A 20,277-nucleotide genomic window follows, 5' to 3' on the forward strand; every position below is an offset into this window, starting at 1 on the left:
AAAATTTCGCAAAATAGATGTAATAAAAATTTATAAATACTATAAAATTGTATACTGGAAATTAATTTACGGTTTATTGTAGGTTAATAATATAATAAAAAATTATAAGATTTTGGTATATTAAGTTTAATGTATTATTTAACTTGTATATATTTAAATCAAAATATATAATATGATTAAACAAAAATAAAGAGAGTGATTTTTATGAATTTAAGAGAAGATGAAACATTAGATGATTTACAACTTGGAGGAATTTGTGTAATACAAAAGAAAAATGCATTTCGATTTGGAGTTGATGCTGTACTTCTTGCTAATTTTGCAAAAATAAAAAAAGGAATGAGAGTAATTGATCTTTGTAGTGGAACAGGGGTAATACCATTTATATTAGCAGGGAAAACAGAAGCTTCATATATAAGCGGGATAGAAATCCAAGAAGAAATGGTAGAAATGGCAAATCGTTCTGTTAAATACAACAAACTTGAAGATAGAGTTGAGTTTATAAGTGGGGATTTAAAAGATTTAAATCTTTTAAAAAATATGCAAAAAGCAGAGGTAGTAACGGTAAATCCTCCATATAAATTGAAAAATTCTGGAATTATAAATTCTAATGATAAAAATGCCATAGCAAGGCATGAAATTTGTTGTACACTTGAAGATGTTATAATAGCTTGCAGGATAGTTTTAAAAGATAATGGAAGAGTATATATGGTTCATAGACCGGAAAGAATAGCAGATATATTATGTCTTATGAGAAAACATAAAATAGAGCCTAAAACTATAAGAATGGTTCATCCAAATACAAAAAAAGCTCCTAATATAGTTCTCATTGAAGGACAAAGAGATGGTGGAGCATTTTTAAAATGGGAACCACCTCTTTATATTTATAATGATAATGGTGGATATACTGAAGAAATAGAAAAAATTTACGGAAGAATAATATAGGAGTTGATTTTATGATAGGAAAGCTTTATTTAGTTCCTACACCTATAGGAAATTTAAAAGATATAACACTTAGAGCTTTGGATGTTTTAAAATCAGTAGATTTAATTGCAGCAGAGGATACAAGGCAAACTTTAAAGCTTTTAAACCATTATGAAATAAAAAAACAGCTTATAAGTTATCATCAGCATAATGAGAAAGAAAAAAGTGAGGATATAATAAAAAGGCTTCAAAATGGAGAAAATATAGCACTTGTTACTGATGCAGGTACCCCTGGGATTTCAGATCCTGGAAGTGTTATTGTATCTAAATGTATAGATGCAGGTATTGATTTTGAAGTTTTACCTGGGGCAACTGCAATAACTACAGCTTTAGTCAATTCAGGATTAGATACTACAAAATTTTTATTTAGAGGTTTTTTACCAAGAGAAAATAAAGAAAGAAAAATAGTAATAGAAGATATTAAAGACAGGACAGAAACTCTTATATTTTATGAAGCTCCTCATAGGCTTTTAGATACATTAGAATTCTTAAAAAATAATTTAGGTAATAGAAAAATATCAATATGCAGAGAACTTACAAAATTACATGAAGAAATTTTAAGACTTACTTTACAAGAAAGTGTTGAATATTATAAATATAATTTACCTAGAGGAGAATATGTTCTTGTAGTTGAAGGAAAAAGTCAAGAAGAAATACAATTAGAAGAAAAAGCAAAATGGGAAAATATTAGTGTTAAAGAACATATTAATAAGTACATAGAAGAGGGATTAAGTAAAAAAGAGGCAATTAAAAAGGTAGCAAAGGATAGAAATGTATCTAAATCAGAAATTTATAAAGAGTCTTTTGATATATAATTTTCACAGTTTCTGTATTTTAAAACAAATATTATAATGTTTTATGCAAAAAAACACATATTTCCATTGTTATCTTTTACAAATTAGTGTTATAATATTTTATGTTAAAGATAAATAAGTTCATATTTTTATTGTATTTTAAAATATTAGGTAAAAATTTCTGATATTTTAAAATTATGCTTGAATTTATTTATCTAATTTTATAAATTATATATATGTGATTATGTAGTTTAAACAAAAGGGGAGGGTGTTACTTTTGAATAAAAAGGCGATTGCAGCTTTGATGACTTTAGGAATAATTATTTCCTATAGTGTACCAGCTTTTGCACAGCCTACAGAAAGTGAGCTGAATAAACAATTACAGCAACATCAAAGTGAAATTTCAAAAAATAAAAGTGCTTTGCAAAATCTTAAAAATAAAAGACAGGAAATTGAAGAAGCTATTGAGATGTTAGACTTTGACATAGAAAATCTTATGATAAGTATAAGTACTACAAATAGTAAGATAGAGCAAGTTAAAAAGGATATTAAAGCTGCAGAAGAAGAAATAAAAAAGACTGAAGAAGAAATGCAAATAGAAAAAGATTTATTTAATAAAAGAATGAGAGCCATGTACATAAATGGTGTAGATGGATATCTAAATATTATATTAGAATCCAAAGGATTTAGTGATTTTTTATCAAGAGTAGAAGACATTAAAAGAATAGCTGAAGCGGATAAGAAAATTATCGATGAATTAAATGTTAAAAAAGAAGAAATAGCTAAAAAGAAAAAGACGTTAGATGAAAAGAATGCAAGTTTACAAGCATTAAAAGCTGAAAATGAACAAAAATTAGCTAAGCTTAAGCAAAATAAAGATGAACAAGCTAAGTTAATAGCTCAGCTTAAAGAAGAAGAAAGTAAATATACTGCAGAAATATCTGAATCTCAAAATAAGATTAACAGTATTTCTAAACAGCTTGAAGAGTTAAGAAAAAAACCTGCGCCAGTTGTTTCAGCATCAAGAGGAGGATCAGGTCTTAGTGTTTCAGCTTCAGGAAATGATGTAGTTGGATTTGCTTATAAATTTGAAGGTACTCCATATGTATGGGGTGGAACAACACCAGCTGGGTTTGATTGTTCAGGATTCGTTCAATATGTATACAGACGTTTTGGAGTAAATCTTCCAAGAGTAGCTGCAGATCAAGCAACTGTGGGAGTTTCTGTATCTCGTAATGAGTTACAGCCTGGAGATTTAGTATTTTTCAAAAAAAGTGGACGACCAGTACACCATGTAGGTATATATGTAGGAAATGGATGTTATATACATGCACCTCAAACTGGTGATGTAATAAAAGTATCAGATCTTTCCAGCAGAAGTGATTATTATACTGCAAAAAGAGTTAAATAAAATAATATAAAATAAAGCTGTAGAAAATTTATTCTACAGCTTTATTTTATATTTAAAGATTATAGTATTTAAAGATTAAAAATGACATAGAAATTTTATTATTCTGCTTTTAGTTCGTTTAGACAATTTTTGCAGATGTTTTTGCCTTTATAGTTGATGACATCTCTTGCGTCTCCGCAGAAAATACAAGCTGGCTCATATTTTTTTAGAATTATTTGTTCACCATCAACATAAATTTCTAATGCATCTTTTTCTGCAATATCTAAAGTTCTTCTAAGTTCTATTGGAATAACTATTCTTCCTAATTCATCTACTCTTCTTACTACACCTGTTGATTTCATATAAAATTCCTCCTAATAATACAATATTCGACAATTTACTTAATAAACTATAACAAATATTACATAAAAAGTCAATATGTTTTTTTAAATTTTTAATAAATTTACAAATTTATTCCTAAAGTTTATATAATGTAAATATACTACCATATTATTCAAAAGTCAATATATTTAATAAAAATATACAAATTTTTACACAGATTTTTTGATTTTATTTAATTTAATAGTATGTTATAATAAAATAACTAAAAAATAAAATAACTAAAAAATAAAAAATATACAGTTAAGGGGGGAATCTGCACTTTAGCAGATAAAGGCATGAGTAAAAAAAGAGAATTTGGAGATGGACCTATTTATACTATAACTAATTACATAATGTGGTTTTTTGGTGGAAACATTTACTTTATGTTATGTAACATACCATTTTTATTTATATTATTAAGCTTTAATGGAAATTTTACAACAGAATATTGGATATTATTTATTTTATTCTCTATACCTATAGGGCCTGCATATACAGCACTTTTAAGTGTAATGGGTAAACTAGTCAGAGAAAACGATATTAATCTTACAAGAGATTATTTTAAAGCTTATAAAACTAATTTTTTTCAATCTTTATTTTTCTGGACAGCACAATTAGTAATATTTTCTATTTTGTTAATTGACATAAGGTTTTTTGCTATAAAAAGCTATGGAAGATTTTTTATTCCTATTTTTTATGCTTTAATGATTTTAGATGTTTTAGTAGGAATTTATATATATCCTATACTATCAAGATTTTATTTAAAAAATTTAGATATAATAAAAATATCATTTTATTATTTAGTTAAAAAGTGGAAAGTAACTTTATCTTGTGTAGGTTTATTTATTATAACATATTTTTTACTTAATACTAAGTCATCATCAGTACTTATATTATTTATATTGGCAGTTTTATGCTATGGTATTATGTTTTTTCAAAATGATTTGCTAAAAGAGCTTCAAATTAAATTTGATCCTGAAAGTTTAGAAGAAGAAAGTAATATAAATATATAATAAATCAATTATTTTTTAAACTTCCGTATTATTAAAAATTACGGAAGTTTTTTATTTTACTATATTTCAAGCAATTTATTATATCTTTAAATTAAAATTTCAAGTCAGAGGGAAAATTTTTTCTAAGTATTGATATAAGTTTTATGATATATCTTAATTAAAATTTAAAGCTTTATTGATATATATAATTTTAATTTATGAAAAGTAAAAAAAATGAAAGTAGAAAAACAAAAAAATATAAAGTATTCCACAAAAAAATATACAAGTTATTAACATAGCAATTGTTGATAATGTGGATAAAAAAATTGTCTTTTAATGAAAATTTAACGAATTCAATGTTTTAGAGTTATCCACAAAATCTGTGTATAAAATTCACAAAACTGTGGACAAGTATAGAATAATGTGAATAAATTAAATATATGAAATAAAATTTATAATTAAAATCATTTTTTTGAATTATAAATCTGTCGAAATATATAAAAAATTAAATTATAAAAACTATTGATAAGAACATATGTTCGTATTAAAATAAAAATATAGACGAAGGAGGAATACCAATGAACCATGAATATATAAATAAGCTTCAAAAAGGTTGTGCTTTTGTTCCGTGTTATTTAACAGGAACAGGGAAAGTTACAAAAATATATTTTAAAGAAGGCGGATATGAATATATAAAATATTCTGTGGATAAAATAATTAATGATTATTGCAGTATAAATATGAGAAGTATACATAGCATAAAAAGAATATGTCGATCTATTACAGGCAAAAAATGTATTACTCCTCTTTATATAAAAGAAGGGGTAATTCTTATACCTATAAAAACAATAAAACCTTTTGCAAGAGGAGATAAATGTATAGGATATATAAATATAAAATTTATAGAAGAAGTTGATTTTGAAAATAATAAAGTTAAGCTTAACAATGGAAGTTATATAAATTATTTGGATAGTACTGAAACTATAAAAAAGAGAATTGGAGATTGTGCGATTATAGATAAAAGTATTGAAAACTATTACTTATAATTATAAAGTAATAGTATGGTTAAAACACAATAAGCTGTATATAAATTTTTACTATACAATGAGTAAGTAGGTTCGTTATTTATTTACTTCAACATATAGTGGTTAATTTTAAGAAAAATACTTTTTGTGGAATAATCATAACAACAAAATATAGAGGTGAATAATAATGAGGTATGTTATAGGTATTGATGGTGGAGGAACAAAGACAGCATTAAAGCTTGCTGATGAAGAGGGGAATATACTTTTAGAAAATGAAGGTGGACCTTGTAACATAAATTCCATGAAAGAAGTATATGTTAAAAATATGCTAAAAGAACTTATAGAAGATACATTAACTAAAACTTGTCTTAAAATGGAAGATATTAAAGCTTTATGTATTGGTACAGCAGGTGTGGACAGGCCTTCTGATAAAAAAATAATTGAAAAAATAATTAAAAATTTAGGGTTTAATGGGAAAATAATTGTTACCAATGATGGAGAAATAGCTCTTTTTGGCGGAACTTGTGAAGATGAAGGAATTATAGTAATATCAGGGACAGGTTCAATTTGTTATGGAAGAAACAAAAAAGGAGAAATTAAAAGAGCTGGTGGATGGGGACATATAATAGGGGACGAAGGCAGTGGATATTATATAGGAATTAATGCTATTAACTACATAGCTAAGGCTTATGATGGTATAAATGAAAAAACTATAATGACTGATTTAATACTTGATTATTTAAAGCTTCAAAGTCCTCAAGACTTAATAGACTATGTTTATAGAAGCGGTGCCGGAAAGAGTGAAATAGCCTATCTTGCAATACTTGTAGATGAAGCTTATAAAAAAGGAGATTTTGCAGCGAAGAAAATACTTTTAAAAGCAGCTTTTGAACTTTTTTTATGTGCAAAAGCAGTTATATATAATTTAAATTTAAATGATAAAAATATAAAACTAGCTATAAATGGGAGTGTAATAGTAAAAAATGAATGCGTTAATAGAGAATTTAAAAGATTAATGAATGAAAATCTGCCATTTGTAGAAATATCTAATATGAAGCATGATGCTGCTTATGGAGCTGTTTTAATGGCAATTAGGCAATTATGAATTAAATAAAAAACAAATTCAGGCAGTAAAATTAAATAATGCCTGAATTTGTTTTTTTATTTAGGATTTCCATTTGAAAATTATTATTCCTACAGTCATTATTATTACTCCAATTATTTTATTAGTAGCAAAAACAATTTTTGTTGAGTCAAATAATCCCAAAGCATCGATTAATGCAGCTCCAATAAGTTGTGCTACCAGAATAATTGAAATTGCGTAGGTAGGTCCTAAAGATTTTATTCCCATCATAACTGTAATTATTATAATAACTCCAAGTGCGCCTCCAAGTAAGTATAATTTGTTTGCGTATTTTATGTTTTTGAAATTTCCAGTATTTCCCCAAATCAACAAAACAATTATGCTAAGCAATAATCCAGAAGCCTGAACAATAACATTTGTCTCTAATGTACCTATTTTTTCACCAAGTCTTGTATTGAAAACTCCTTGAAGGCTCATTGCAATACCAGCTATTATTGAAAAAATTACTCCTATCATAAAATAATCACCTTCTAAAATATATTTAAAGCTTAAAATAAAATATATACTTTTTTAGTTTATACAGTAACTATATATTTTATTTATGTGCTTTAAAATATTGTATAATGAAGGTGATTTTATATTGATTTATCGATTTAAATAAATACATTTGCTATAAGAAAGTATCAGGCTATAAAAACTTTGTTATAAGTTTCTAATATATCTTCTTCGGTAAATCCAAAAGTTAAACCTAAACTTAAAATGTCTTCTATTAATGTAATATAGTGATCCTTTGAAGAACAGACCATAAAATCATTAATATCAATGAATAAATTTAAAAATTGATTTGTTAGATTAGAATCTATTGATTTGATAGGGAATTCAGTTTCAGTAAAATTTTTTTCAATCCCTATGCTTAAAGCCATAGAAAGAACTTGTATATACTTTTCTAAAACTTTTCTTTCTGTCATAGTTTTTTTTGACAACCAAAATTTAAAACATTGAGTATCATTTGCAAGTTCGCCGATTTTAACTTGCAAAGCCAAAATTTTTTCTGGTAGCAATGTCTTTTCCTTTAAATTTACTATTGAATGTATCTGTTTATCCAGCTTATTTTGAGACTCGTATAATTTTTCCAAATTCATATACAAAAGCCGCCTTTCTTTAGCAGATATTATAAATTTTTAATCTTATAATATATTTTACATAAAGTTAACGAAATTTTAAAGTCATGAAAACTATTACAAAAAAATATTTATTTCATTTTAAAAATTTTTTGAATTTGAGTGAATTGTTAAAAAATTATTACTAATAAAAGGATATTTTACATATAAATTTAAAATAAATGGAGTATTTTGTTTAATGAAAAGTAAAAATAAGAAATGTAATATAATTTATTAAGTTTAAAAATATGATTTGCTAAATATTAATATGCTCAGCTTCAGTAAAGAATTTTTTATGAAATTAATGAAACTTAAAATCATATAAATTCTAACTGTAAGCCGAGCTTGTATTTTACTTATTTTTTTGTTTTATATATTTTTGAGCCTGCTTTCTTTCTTCTAAAAGATGTTCAAGAAGAGTATGGAATTCCCAATTTATTGAAGTTGGAGTTACAACGGCTAAAATTGGTTTTAATTCTTTGTTTGATCTTATAGCTTTAACAGCAGCATTAACTTCTTCATCAGAAAAGTTATTAAAAAGAATAACCTTTTCATCTGGTATATACTGGTTATAAGTTTCTATTTTAAGTCCATTTATAATGTCTCTTAAAGTCATATTGCCCATAGTTTTTTCAATTATTTTATAAGAAGGTAAATTTAGCTCTAAAATAATTTTGTCTAAAAAATCTTTTTCCTTTTCTTCAAAACCATAAATAAGCATTAGTTTATTATTACTCAATATCATTTACTCCTTCCTTTAGAAAATACAGAATTATAGTTTTTCTGGTTCGCTATAATTTACTCCAAAAGTATCTACTGTAATTTCTTCTATAATTTGATCTTCATAAGGCCTGTCATTATAGTCTCTTTTGACATTTACTATTTTTTTGGCTATATCCAATCCTTCTATAAGTTTGCCAAAAGCAGCATATTGTCCATCTAGATGAGGAGCATCTGCAACCATAATAAAAAATTGGCTTCCTGCTGAATTTGGATTCATAGCTCTTGCCATAGACAAAACGCCTTCTGTATGTTTTAAATCATTTTTAAAGTTATTAGCTGTAAATTCACCTTTTATAGAATATCCAGGACCACCTGTACCATTACCTTTTGGATCTCCACCTTGTATCATAAAACCTGGAATTACTCTATGAAATGTAAGACCATTGTAAAAACCTTTATTTACAAGGCTTATAAAATTTTTTACTGTATTAGGTGCTATTTCAGGATAAAGTTCAGCTTTCATAATGCCTCCATCCTTCATTTTAAAAGTAACTATAGGATTTGCCATAATAATCTCTCCTTAAATCTTAAAATATTCTTTTACTAGTTATTGCCATATCAAATATAATTATACAATAAACTTCAAAAAAATTGAAGAAGGGACTGTTGCAAAATAGTAGCTTAAAATTAAGTTACTATTTTGCAATGGTCCCTTAAATTTTTTGAATTAATGAGTTTAAAGTTAATTCTACATTATAAATTTCTATATCAAATTTTATAATTACACTTCCACCAGGTATCATTAGTATATAGTGATTATCAAGAAGATCTACTGGATTTTTAGAATAAGTTTTAACAGAATAAAGCTCTATATAAGATGAAGTATCTTCAAAGTTAACTTTATGTCCAATTTTAAAATTGTCTATCTCTTTTAAATTTTCTTCGAGAACTAAATTTTCACCCATAAAAAGAGTGGCTGTATTATCATCTTTTGTTTTAAGTTTAATGCTATATAATGATAATATATAATTACTATCTTTTGTATTATTAATCGTTAGGTACTTAAAAGGAAAGTTTTCTTCAATACATATTTTAGAAACATTTATTATGTTGTCTGAACTTCTGAAAAATGAATTATAATCTTTATCAGTAGGTTTATCAAGATAAAAAACTTTCATAAATTAACCACCTTATTTCTACTGTATATTTATACTTTAGTATATTCTAAGTGGTTAAAATATGTTCTATTTTGTATAGGTACTTGGAATAAAGTTATTTTAAAGTCCAATATGTAATTTTTATATTTATAGATACTGTGAGTTTAAATTTTATATATAAAGCTTAAACTAAAAATTTATTGATAGTTTAATAATTTATAGCTTAATTCAATTATATTATCATCATTAAGAGAATTTAGAATTTCTACTTTGCCTAAAGATAATTTGGGATTTAAAATATTCTCTTTTAACAACTGCCTTTTCAACTGTTTTGCAGTTCCTAGACTTCCATCAATTATTTCAATATCTTTATTTAGTATTTTTGACAATTCTTTTTTAATAAAAGGATAATGAGTACAACCTAAAACTACAGAACTTATATTACTGTTTAAATATGGCTGTAGCTTATTTTTTAGATAAAAATTTAGTTCCTCTCCTTCTAATAACCCTTGTTCAATAAGTTCTACTAATCCTGCACATGGAAGAGGTTCTATATCATTATCATTTTTATAGCTATTCATTAAATTATTAAACTTTTTTTCAGAAAGAGTCATAGGGGTTGCCATTATAATAATTTTACCTCTTTTTTTAAGTTCTACAGCAGGTTTTAGAGCAGGTTCAATTCCTATTATAGGAATATTTTTATAAAATTTTCTTAAATCATCTATAGCTGCACTTGTAGCTGTATTACAAGCTATAACAATAGCTTTAATATCTTTTGATAATAAGAAATTTACAGCTTCAAATGTAAGCTTTTTTACTTCGTTTGTGGTTTTTGTTCCATAAGGGGCATTTTTTGAATCTCCAAAATATATATAATCTTCATGAGGAAGAATTTTGATTGTTTCTTTAAGTACGCTTATTCCACCTATACCAGAATCAAAAAAACCAATAGGTTTTAACATATTATCCAAAATATTCACCACCAATAACAATAAATTTTGTTATTATCCATAGAAAAATATATTACTATTATAACCTAAAAAAGTTATTTTGTGTATTTAATAATTTCATTTAGGAAATAACTATTTAAAATAATAGTATTCAATATAAGAAGGTTATATTTTTAATATGTCAAAAAAATATGAAAGAATTATTTCATTGTAATAAAATTGCGGCATAAATTATTAATTTATAAAGTTTCATTTCTTATATTGACATATAACATATGTAATAATAGAATTTTATGTATGATTGGAAATAGAAAGGGCGGAAACTTATGTATAAGGATTTAGTTTATGTTGTTCCAAAAGAAGAACATTCAGAAGAAGCATTAAAAAGGCTGCACGAAAAACATCCTGAAATAAAGTTTGTATCTTTGGTAGCTATAGATTTAGCAGGACATGATACTGATGAAAAAATACCTATGAAAGTTTTTTTAGAAGACATTAAAACATTTCTAAATGGTGCAGTTCAGACTGATGGCTCCTCTGTTGTTCTTCCAGGAATTGCAAGTTTAAACAATGCAAAAGTAGACATAGTTGCTGATTTAGATGTTAATTGGTTTGTAGATTATAATTATGAATTTATTGACAGTGAAACAAATAAGCCAATTGGTACGTTAAGAATTCCAAGTTTTTTATATCATGAAGGTAAGGCTGTAGACTCAAGATATATTTTAAAAAATTCTATAAACTATTTTAAAAGTACACTTTTAGATTTATTTAAAAAATATCCAGAAAGTTTAAAAGTTTATGGAATTAATTATGAAGATATTGCTGATTTAGTTCCTACATCAGCAACAGAATTAGAATTTTGGGTAAAAACTCCTAATGAAGAAGCTGTTGTAGAAGAATTAACAACTTCTCAAGGATTACACGAGCAGTATTGGACCAGAACTAGAGGCTCTGTGCGTACTGCAATGGAAGAAACATTGATACTTATGGAATTATATGGTATAGAACCTGAAATGGGGCATAAAGAAGTAGGCGGAGTTAAAGCTAAGATGACAGAAACAGGTAAATTAACTCACATTATGGAACAGCTTGAAATAGATTGGAAGTATTCAACTTCACTTCAAGCTGCAGATAATGAGATACTTGTTAGAAACTTAGTAAGAGAAACTTTTAGAAGACATGGATTAGAAGTAACATTCTTAGCAAAACCTATAGATAAAGTTGCAGGAAGCGGCGAACATACACATGTTGGTATGGCAATTAAACTTAAAAATGGTAAAAGAATAAATTTATTTACAGCAACCAGAGAGCATTTTTTAAGTACAATTGGCTATGCTTCTCTTATGGGAATTTTAAAAAATTATGAAATAATAAATCCTTTTGTGTCTGCAACTAATGATTCATTTAGAAGATTAAAACCTGGATTTGAAGCTCCAGTTTGCATAGTTACTTCTTTAGGTCATAGTGTAGATATGCCATCAAGAAACAGAACTATACTTGTAGGATTAATTAGAGATCCAGAAAATCCTTTGGCAACAAGATTTGAACTTAGGTCTCCAAATCCACATACTAATACTTTTATATGCTTAGCAAGTTTATATATGGCTATGATAGATGGTATTAAGTACGCAATAACAAATAATAAAAATGAAGATGATCTTTTAAAAGAACTTTCCAAAAAACCTGGAGAAGATGCTTCATATCTTGAAAAAGAAAGAGCATATAGAACAGAAGAAGATGTATTTGAAGATTTTACTCCTGAAGATAGGGAAAGATATTTTGGAAAGGCACCAGCTACAGTTTACGAAAATTTATCAGCATTAGAAAAATTTCCAGAAAAGCTTAAAGTGCTTAAAGCTGGCGATGTTATAAATGACAGTCTTATTAATAGTTTTAAATTAGCTACAAGAAATAAATGGGTTACTGAAATTTTAGGAAGAATAATTCCTAATTTTATGGAAGAAATAAGAAGTTATAAAATGCTTCATTCTTTAGATAAAGCACTTGATTTAGATGTTTCAAATTGGATGGAAATTAATAATTTAAGATATTATATAATGAAAGACTCTTATACTCAAAAATGTCTTTTTACAAGAATAAAAGAAGCTATAGCAAATGAAGATTATGAGGAAGTTTCAAAACTTCAACTTGAACTTGATGATAAAATGAAAATACTTAGAAAACTTTATTCAAATTATAAGAAAAATTTAATTGATATTTAATAAAAATAAAGAAAGTGTAAATCACTTTCTTTATTTTTTTCATATATTAAAGTATAAGAAATATTAGGAGAAAAATTATGGATATTATTAATATTAAAGATAATTTATCCAAAATAGGAAAATATATAGAAGATGGAGCATCAAATGCTGCATTAAAATCTAGCAATTTTGTTGAAATTTCAAAATTAAATATTGCTATATCTTCTAAAGAAAAGAGAATACAAGAAATTTATATTAAAATAGGAGAAAAAATATATAAAGATTTTAAAGAAGGAAAAATAAATAACAAAAATATTATAGATAAATGCAAAGAAATAGAAGAAATAGAAAAGGAGATAAGTTCTCTTAAAAAGAAAATTCTTAAGATTAAAGATAAAAAAAATTGTAAAAATTGTGGATTAGAAATAGATAAAAATGCAGAATTTTGTCCTAAATGCGGTAAAGAGCAAAAAGCCTAAGAAATATAAAAACTTAGGCTTTTTTTAATTAATAATCTCTTAAAGGAAAACTTTTCACAAATATTTCTTTTTTATTATTTATAGTTTTCCAAAGCTCTATTCTTTCTATTTTAGCAAGTTTATAAAAGTCATTATTTTCACATGAGTTACAAGCTGCTATATATTCACTACCAGATAAATCTTTTAAAGCGTAATTGGTATTTGCAAGAGAGACATGTAAATCTAAATTATCAATATTTTCTCTAACATTAAAACCATGAAGCTTTAATGTATCATTTATATTTCTAGCAAGCCTTATTATATAACCCTTGCTTTCAATTTTTAGATTAACTGATTTATATGGAGCATCAAAATAAATAAATCCATTTGTTTGTACTTTAAACTTTTTATAAGGTTTAAGTATATTAGTTATAACACTATTAAGTTTATTAATATCAGGATTTTCTATTATTTCAAGAGCTATACAAAGAGTATGAGCATTTTTATAAAGTTTATATTTTTTACATATATTTCTTTGAATTTGTTCCATAGATAAATAAGATTCACGATCGAATAATGCAACTAAATAATATTTCATTTTTATCCCCCGAATTATAACATTAACAACAATTAGAAATATAACAATATTATAACATATTTATACTAAGTATAATATAAATTGTTTATTGAAATAATAAAAATGTTTACAAATAAAATTTTAAATTATGTAGGAGGAAAAAATATGAAACAGAGATTAGAAGCTAATGAATATAATTCAAGTGTAGGGTGTACTGTTTCAGAGTGCAGATTTCACTCTAAAAATAATAATTATTGTACTTTAGAAAAGATAGAAGTTGTAAAACATGAACAAGGTGCGAAAACACCAGAATGTACTGATTGCGGAAGTTTTGAACTTAGCTAATAAAGTTTAAGATTAAATTTAAATGCATAAATTTTAGATAAATTTAAAAGTCATTCATAAAATTAAGGGTGAAATCCCTTTTTATGAATGGCTTTATTTATTAAATTACATAAATATTTATTTTACAACAGATTAATTCTTAATTTTTAAATTATTTCCTATAGAAAGAAAGGAAAATATATTATATAATTGTTATGTATTTTTTTAACCATAAATGCAAAAAATATCTATAAATGTTATTAAGAAAAATTTTGTTAATTTTATTTTGTTATGCTATAATAAAATTCGTAATAAAATCAAGGCCAAGACATTTAAAGAGTTAATAATTAATATAAATAAAATTGGTAAGGATGGGTGCTGGCATGGAAAAGCTAGTTATTAATGGTGGAAAAAAGTTATTTGGGAAAATTGATATAAGCGGAGCTAAAAATGCTGCTGTTGCAATATTACCAGCAGCTGTTATGGCGAGTAAAGGAAAGAGTGTTATTGATAATATTCCAGATATTGAAGATGTTCAGTGTATAGAAAGAATTATAGAAAGTCTTAATGGTAAAATAACAAGGAATAAAGATTCAGTTATTATAGATAGTACAGCTATAAATAGTGTTTGTGCAAACACTGATGATGTAAGAAAAATGAGAGCTTCTTATTATCTTATAGGGGCACTTCTTGGAAGATTTAAAGAAGCTAAAGTAGCTCTTCCAGGGGGATGTTCTATAGGTGTAAGACCAATAGATCAGCATATAAAAGGTTTTGAGGCTTTAGGAGCTTCTGTTAATATTGAACATGGTGTTATTACAGCAAAAGCTGACAGGCTTATAGGAACTAACATATATTTTGATGTAGTGAGTGTAGGAGCTACTATAAATGTAATGCTTGCAGCTAGTCTTGCAGAAGGTACTACTATACTTGAAAATGTAGCAAAGGAGCCTCATGTAGTAGATGTAGCAAATTTTATGAATTCAATGGGGGCTAATATAAAGGGAGCAGGAACTGACATTATAAGAATAACTGGTGTTAAAGAGTTAAAAGGTTGTAACTATAGTGTAATTCCTGACCAGATTGAAGCTGGTACATATATGATAGCAGCTGCAGGCTGTGGAGGAGAGGTAATAATAAATAATGTTATTCCAAAACATATGGAATCTATATCAGCAAAGCTTATAGAAATGGGAGTTGAAATAATAGAAAAAGAGGATTCTATTATTGTAAAGTCTGATAAAAAATTAAGAGGTGTTAATGTAAAAACTCTCCCTTATCCAGGATTTCCTACAGATATACAGCAGCCTATGACTACACTTTTATCAGTTTCTAAGGGTAGAAGTATAGTTAATGAAAGTATTTGGGAGAGCAGATTTAAATTTGTAGATGAGCTTAAAAAAATGGGAGCCAATATAAAGGTTGAAGGAAGGACTGCAATTATAGAAGGGGTAGATAAGCTTACTGGAGCAGTGCTTAAAGCAACAGACTTAAGAGCTGGTGCAGCTATGATTATTGCAGGTTTAATGGCAGAAGGTACAACTGAAGTAACTTCAATTGATCACGTTGACAGAGGATATCCACATATAGAAGAAAAATTTAAGATGTTGGGTGCAGATATAAAAAGGGTTAAAATAGAAGAATGCTAAATAAAAATTCAGGAGGATTAAATTATGATTTTTTGTTCTTTATATAGCGGTAGCAGTGGTAATAGTATATTTGTATCCTCCGAAAATGCCAAAATACTTATAGATGCAGGACTTCCTGGTAAAAACATTGAAAAAGCTTTAAAAGATATTAATGAAAATCCTTCAGAAATAGATGGAATTTTTGTAACACATGAGCATTCTGATCATGTTAAAGGGGTTGGTGTATTATCCAGAAAATATGATATACCTATTTATGCAAATGAATTTACTTGGAAGGCTATGGAGGGTTCTATAGGAAAAATAAAAGAACATAATATAAAGATTATGAATAGTGGATGTTTAAGCATAAAAGATATGGATATAGTAAGTTTTAAAATACCTCATGATGCTGCTTCGCCTCAAGGATATGCAGTATATAATAAAAATAAAAAGGCTGCTATTGCTACAGATATAGGACATTTTTCTGATGAAATTAAAAAAAATATAGTAGATTCAGACGTAGTTCTTATTGAAAGTAACCATGATGTTGAAATGCTAAAATTTGGACCGTATCCATATACTTTAAAAAGAAGAATATTAAGTAATATAGGACATTTATCAAATGAAGATTGTGCAAAAGCTATAGTTGATATAATTGGCCAAAAAAGAAAAAGAGTTATACTTGGACATTTAAGTAAAACTAATAATTATCCCGAACTTGCATATCAAACCGTAGTAAGTTTTTTAAAGCAAATGAATGTAGAATTAAATAAAGATATAGGTCTTACTGTTGCAAAAAGAGACATGCCAAGTAATTATATTAAATTTTAATATTTATATGAAGCATTAACTCTACCTTTAAATAAAGGAGTGATATAATGAAAAAAGCTTTATCATTTTTTTTTATAGGAATTATGACACTTGTTCTTTTGAGTTTCTTTGGATGCGAAAAAAAAGATAATGCAAGCATAAATAATAAAGAAAAAGTTGAAAATATTGTTTTACCAAATGAAAAAGATAACGCTATACAAATTAATTTATATTTTGATTCTTCGGATGATAAAAGTGTTAGCGTTTCAAAAGAAGAAAGGCTTATAAATAAAGAAGAATTTTTAGGAGAAATCATAGTACAGGAACTTTTAAAAGGACCTTCAAATGTAAGTAACTTAAAGCCTATTTTACCTAAAGGGACTAAACTTTTAAGCTTTTCAATAAAAGATAATATAGCATATGTTAACTTAAATGATGAAGCAAGAGTTACAATGAGCCCGCAAAAAGAAGAAGCAACATTAAGAAGTTTGGTAAATTCATTAACTGAGCTTCCTTCAGTAAAGAAGGTAAAAATAATGCTTAATAATAAAGATACTGATTTTCTTGGTGGAAATTATGATGTTTCTAAGCCTATTGGTAAGGAAGATTTAGAAATAATATTAAAAAATAAAAAGTAATTTATTATAATCATAATTTATACAGAAATATAAATTTTTACAAAGGAGATAGAGAAAATGAGTTTGTATAAACAGTGGACAGATATGGTTATAGAATATGTAAAAACAAAAGGAGAAAGTGCTTTTTGGAAAGAATACGGAGAAATAGAAAAGAATATATACAGCAAGCTTTTAGCTAATCATAAAAATGAAATTAAAGGAAGCATTAATGATTTAGCGAAAGAATATGGAGTAACACCTGTATTTTTTATGGGATTTTTAGACGGAATAAATGAAAGCTTAATAGAGAGTTTAAATTTAGAAAACTTAGAGGAAAATTCTGAAATTGAATTAAAAATAGATTTTGAAAAATTATATTTTAATATGCTTGATGCTAAAGCAGATTATTTATATGAACTTCCACAATGGGAAGGAATATTTTCCAAAGAAAAGAGAAAAGAAATCCAAATTAAATGGAGACAGTCAAAGACTATTGTAAATGAATACAAAATAGGAAGAAATGATCCATGCCCATGTGGAAGTGGTAAGAAATACAAAAAATGCTGTGGTGCAAACAAATAAATAATTATAAAAAAACAACAAAAGAGCTATATTAAAAGTTTTATTTATGTAAATTTATGTATAAAAGCCATTCATAAAAAAGGAGTTTTACCTAATTTATGTATGGCTTTTGAATTTATTTAATATACTTATATATTTTAAAAACAGCTCTTTTATTTTAGGTGAAAAAATATGAAGAATAAAACTAAATTTATTATAATTATATTGGCTTCAATTACATTTTTAATAAATATAATACTAAAGAAATTTCCTTATATTATAGAAAAATATTATTCTTTATTTATAAATAAAATTACAATCCAAGTAATAAGTTCAATTACAGGATTGGTTCCTTTTTCTATAGCAGAGTTTTTAATAATTATACTTGCAGTAATTTTAATTATTTTATTTGTGTTAGTATTATTTAGTTTTAAAACAAATAGATTTTTGCAAAATTTTATAAATCTTTGTACTTATATTTCAGTATTATATATATTATTCATGTTTTTATGGGGATTTAACTATAATAGATTATCATTTGATAAAATAGCAGGATTAGATATAAAAAAATCATCTACAAAGGATCTTTATGATCTTTGTGAAAATTTAATTAATAGAGCAAATATTCTAAGTAAAGAAGTTAACAGAGATTCAAAAGGCATAGTAAACATAAACTATAAAGATGCATTTATAAGAGCACAAAAGGGATATGAAAAAGCAGGGGAAATATATCCGGAACTTTCTTATAAATATGGTATCCCTAAAAAAATATTATTTTCAAAATTAATGTCATATACAGGAATAACTGGTATTTATATTCCTTATACTTGTGAAGCTAATGTAAATGTAAATATAACAGAATTTACTATTCCTTCTACTGTTGCTCACGAAATGGCGCATCAGAGAGGCTTTGCAAGAGAAGATGAAGCAAATTATATTGCTTATTTAACTTGTACTATGCATCCAGATAAAGATTTTCAATATTCAGGTATAATGCTTGCACTTGTATATTCTATGAATGAATTATATAAAAACGATATTGAAGGTTTTAATGTACTTAAAGCCAAATATTCAGATTTAGTAAAAAAAGATCTTATTTATGATAAAAAGTTTTGGGAAAAATATGAAGGGAAAGCACAAAAAATTTCTAATAATATAAATAATACATACTTAAAATCTAATGGACAAAAGGATGGAGTACAAAGTTATGGAAGAATGGTAGACTTGCTTATTGCAGAAAATAAACAATTATTTCCTAAGAAATAATTTCTAACTATATAAAAATATAAGGAGAAATAAATGAATATAAAATTAATAACTGTAGGTAAATTAAAAGAAAAATATTTAAAAGATGCAGTAGAAGAATATTTAAAACGAATTTCAAAATTCTGCGAATTTGAAATAATAGAAGTACCAGACGAAAAAATTCCAGATAATGCTTCAGTAAAAGAAGAAATTCAGATAAAACAAAAAGAAGGAGATTTAATTTTAAAACATATAAAAGATGATATGTATGTTATAGCACTTGCTATAGATGGGAATATGCTTTCTTCACCAGATTTTAGAAATTTTATAAAAAAATTAAAACTTACAGGGAAAAATAATATTGCATTTATAATTGGTGGATCTTTGGGCCTTTCTGAAAAAGTACTAAATAGATCTAATTATAAATTATCTTTTTCTAGAATGACTTTTCCACATCAGCTTATGAGAGTTATACTTTTAGAACAAATTTGTTCTTTATCAGCATTTTACAAGGAATAAAAATTAGCTATTTCTTGAATTAAATTTTTACTAAATTATATTTATTTTTCTATTGAGTATTTATATATAATTATTGAGCATTTATAATAATTATCAAAATCATAGTTTAAAAGAAATTGGGAGTATTTATATGAATTTTAAAATATATACTGTATCAAATAAGATAGACAAATTTTATATTGAAGCAATAAAAGAATATAAAAAACGATTATCTCGTTACTGCAAAATTGAATTAATTCAAGTTAAAAATGAAGAACAGATTTTAAAGAAAATTTCTGATAAGTACTATAAAATATCTATAGGAGTTACTGGACAAAATATATCATCAGAAGAACTTGCAGATAAGATTAACACCTTTTGTATATCTGGAAATTCAGATATTGCATTAATTATTGGTGCTGCAAAAATCACATATGATGAGGCTATTTCTATAAGCTCTATGGAAATGGATTTAGGCCTTATAACAACTGTAATTTTTGAGCAGCTCTATCGTGCATATCGTATTTTAAATAATCAGCCTTACCATAAATAGAAAATTATACAATATTTGTTTCGTGAAATATTTATAAAACAAACTTGCAAAAAATAAAAAATTATATTGACAAAATATAGTTACAAGATATATAATTTAAACAAGATCAGCAAAGGTGCTGTGGATTTGTAAATCCACAGCACCTTTTCTTTTTTGAAATTT

The 20,277-nt window shown here is 25.7% G+C and carries 24 protein-coding genes; 16 read left to right on the plus strand and 8 right to left on the minus strand.

All coding sequences use genetic code 11. The features are described 5' to 3' along the window. Positions 1-204: 204 nt before the first annotated feature. The 3 genes from EGD97_RS09580 (at position 205) to EGD97_RS09590 (ending at position 3,186) form a co-directional block, all read left to right on the plus strand. Positions 205-942 carry a tRNA1(Val) (adenine(37)-N6)-methyltransferase gene (locus EGD97_RS09580; protein WP_205693981.1) on the plus strand — a complete coding sequence of 246 codons (738 nt, stop codon included), beginning with the start codon at positions 205-207 and terminating at the stop codon, positions 940-942. A gap of 11 nt (positions 943-953) precedes the next feature. Continuing rightward, the gene (gene rsmI / locus EGD97_RS09585; protein WP_078682946.1) at positions 954-1,796 is read left to right on the plus strand and encodes a 16S rRNA (cytidine(1402)-2'-O)-methyltransferase; all 843 of its coding nucleotides are present in this window, start codon (positions 954-956) and stop codon (positions 1,794-1,796) included. A 256-nt stretch (positions 1,797-2,052) separates the two neighbouring features. Further along, positions 2,053-3,186 (plus strand): C40 family peptidase, encoded by a 1,134-nt coding sequence (locus tag EGD97_RS09590; protein ID WP_127837186.1) that lies wholly within the window; start codon positions 2,053-2,055, stop codon positions 3,184-3,186. Between the two features lie 98 nt (positions 3,187-3,284). Here EGD97_RS09590 and EGD97_RS09595 read toward each other — a convergent pair whose 3' ends face one another. After that, entirely contained in the window at positions 3,285-3,527 is a 243-nt protein-coding gene (locus EGD97_RS09595) for an AbrB/MazE/SpoVT family DNA-binding domain-containing protein (RefSeq protein WP_078682948.1), read from the minus strand. A gap of 315 nt (positions 3,528-3,842) precedes the next feature. Here EGD97_RS09595 and EGD97_RS09600 point away from each other — a divergent pair, with 315 nt between their 5' ends. From EGD97_RS09600 to EGD97_RS09610, 3 genes are all read left to right on the plus strand, one after another. Beyond that, positions 3,843-4,559 carry a YesL family protein gene (locus EGD97_RS09600; RefSeq protein ID WP_078682949.1) on the plus strand — a complete coding sequence of 239 codons (717 nt, stop codon included), beginning with the start codon at positions 3,843-3,845 and terminating at the stop codon, positions 4,557-4,559. 557 nt (positions 4,560-5,116) lie between these two features. Beyond that, complete coding sequence (locus EGD97_RS09605) at positions 5,117-5,584, plus strand: competence protein ComK (RefSeq protein WP_078682950.1); 468 nt, start codon at positions 5,117-5,119, stop codon at positions 5,582-5,584. A 166-nt stretch (positions 5,585-5,750) separates the two neighbouring features. Beyond that, positions 5,751-6,668: a BadF/BadG/BcrA/BcrD ATPase family protein gene (locus EGD97_RS09610; RefSeq protein ID WP_127837187.1), complete on the plus strand. Its 918-nt coding sequence runs from the start codon at positions 5,751-5,753 to the stop codon at positions 6,666-6,668. 60 nt (positions 6,669-6,728) lie between these two features. Here EGD97_RS09610 and EGD97_RS09615 read toward each other — a convergent pair whose 3' ends face one another. The 6 genes from EGD97_RS09615 to murI all read right to left on the minus strand — a co-directional run bounded on the left by EGD97_RS09615 (position 6,729) and on the right by murI (position 10,661). Further along, entirely contained in the window at positions 6,729-7,163 is a 435-nt protein-coding gene (locus tag EGD97_RS09615) for a DMT family transporter (RefSeq protein WP_078682952.1), read from the minus strand. A gap of 167 nt (positions 7,164-7,330) precedes the next feature. Then, positions 7,331-7,789: a dUTP diphosphatase gene (locus tag EGD97_RS09620; protein ID WP_078682953.1), complete on the minus strand. Its 459-nt coding sequence runs from the start codon at positions 7,787-7,789 to the stop codon at positions 7,331-7,333. A 370-nt stretch (positions 7,790-8,159) separates the two neighbouring features. Then, positions 8,160-8,546, minus strand: coding sequence for a DUF3783 domain-containing protein (locus EGD97_RS09625; protein WP_078682987.1), 387 nt, complete (start codon positions 8,544-8,546; stop codon positions 8,160-8,162). 33 nt (positions 8,547-8,579) lie between these two features. Then, complete coding sequence (locus EGD97_RS09630) at positions 8,580-9,098, minus strand: peptidylprolyl isomerase (protein WP_078682954.1); 519 nt, start codon at positions 9,096-9,098, stop codon at positions 8,580-8,582. A 145-nt stretch (positions 9,099-9,243) separates the two neighbouring features. After that, positions 9,244-9,708: a hypothetical protein gene (locus EGD97_RS09635; RefSeq protein ID WP_127837188.1), complete on the minus strand. Its 465-nt coding sequence runs from the start codon at positions 9,706-9,708 to the stop codon at positions 9,244-9,246. A gap of 176 nt (positions 9,709-9,884) precedes the next feature. Next, the gene (gene murI, locus EGD97_RS09640) at positions 9,885-10,661 is read right to left on the minus strand and encodes a glutamate racemase (protein WP_078682956.1); all 777 of its coding nucleotides are present in this window, start codon (positions 10,659-10,661) and stop codon (positions 9,885-9,887) included. A gap of 305 nt (positions 10,662-10,966) precedes the next feature. Here murI and EGD97_RS09645 point away from each other — a divergent pair, with 305 nt between their 5' ends. Both EGD97_RS09645 and EGD97_RS09650 read left to right on the plus strand, forming a co-directional pair. Next, entirely contained in the window at positions 10,967-12,865 is a 1,899-nt protein-coding gene (locus tag EGD97_RS09645) for a type I glutamate--ammonia ligase (protein WP_078682957.1), read from the plus strand. A gap of 77 nt (positions 12,866-12,942) precedes the next feature. Then, complete coding sequence (locus tag EGD97_RS09650) at positions 12,943-13,323, plus strand: zinc ribbon domain-containing protein (RefSeq protein WP_078682958.1); 381 nt, start codon at positions 12,943-12,945, stop codon at positions 13,321-13,323. A 28-nt stretch (positions 13,324-13,351) separates the two neighbouring features. Here EGD97_RS09650 and EGD97_RS09655 read toward each other — a convergent pair whose 3' ends face one another. Then, the gene (locus EGD97_RS09655) at positions 13,352-13,900 is read right to left on the minus strand and encodes a 2'-5' RNA ligase family protein (RefSeq protein ID WP_078682959.1); all 549 of its coding nucleotides are present in this window, start codon (positions 13,898-13,900) and stop codon (positions 13,352-13,354) included. Between the two features lie 144 nt (positions 13,901-14,044). On the opposite strand from EGD97_RS09655, the gene EGD97_RS09660 reads away from it, so the two are divergent. The 8 genes from EGD97_RS09660 to EGD97_RS09695 all read left to right on the plus strand — a co-directional run bounded on the left by EGD97_RS09660 (position 14,045) and on the right by EGD97_RS09695 (position 20,115). Next, complete coding sequence (locus tag EGD97_RS09660) at positions 14,045-14,224, plus strand: DUF1540 domain-containing protein (protein WP_078682960.1); 180 nt, start codon at positions 14,045-14,047, stop codon at positions 14,222-14,224. A gap of 362 nt (positions 14,225-14,586) precedes the next feature. Then, the gene (locus tag EGD97_RS09665) at positions 14,587-15,852 is read left to right on the plus strand and encodes a UDP-N-acetylglucosamine 1-carboxyvinyltransferase (protein ID WP_078682961.1); all 1,266 of its coding nucleotides are present in this window, start codon (positions 14,587-14,589) and stop codon (positions 15,850-15,852) included. A gap of 24 nt (positions 15,853-15,876) precedes the next feature. Beyond that, complete coding sequence (locus EGD97_RS09670; RefSeq protein ID WP_078682962.1) at positions 15,877-16,662, plus strand: MBL fold metallo-hydrolase; 786 nt, start codon at positions 15,877-15,879, stop codon at positions 16,660-16,662. A gap of 47 nt (positions 16,663-16,709) precedes the next feature. Then, positions 16,710-17,279 carry a GerMN domain-containing protein gene (locus EGD97_RS09675; RefSeq protein ID WP_078682963.1) on the plus strand — a complete coding sequence of 190 codons (570 nt, stop codon included), beginning with the start codon at positions 16,710-16,712 and terminating at the stop codon, positions 17,277-17,279. Positions 17,280-17,336: 57 nt separating this feature from the next. Continuing rightward, positions 17,337-17,840, plus strand: a complete 504-nt coding sequence (locus EGD97_RS09680) for an SEC-C metal-binding domain-containing protein (protein WP_078682964.1) — start codon at positions 17,337-17,339, stop codon at positions 17,838-17,840. A 171-nt stretch (positions 17,841-18,011) separates the two neighbouring features. Next, entirely contained in the window at positions 18,012-19,085 is a 1,074-nt protein-coding gene (locus EGD97_RS09685; protein ID WP_127837189.1) for a DUF3810 domain-containing protein, read from the plus strand. Between the two features lie 33 nt (positions 19,086-19,118). Next, entirely contained in the window at positions 19,119-19,583 is a 465-nt protein-coding gene (rlmH, locus tag EGD97_RS09690) for a 23S rRNA (pseudouridine(1915)-N(3))-methyltransferase RlmH (RefSeq protein ID WP_078682966.1), read from the plus strand. 130 nt (positions 19,584-19,713) lie between these two features. Next, complete coding sequence (locus EGD97_RS09695; RefSeq protein WP_078682967.1) at positions 19,714-20,115, plus strand: 23S rRNA (pseudouridine(1915)-N(3))-methyltransferase RlmH; 402 nt, start codon at positions 19,714-19,716, stop codon at positions 20,113-20,115. Positions 20,116-20,277 lie beyond the last annotated feature (162 nt).

It is taken from the genome of Clostridium prolinivorans (genome assembly GCF_004011155.1).
Taxonomy (GTDB): domain Bacteria; phylum Bacillota; class Clostridia; order Clostridiales; family Clostridiaceae; genus Clostridium_AT; species Clostridium_AT prolinivorans.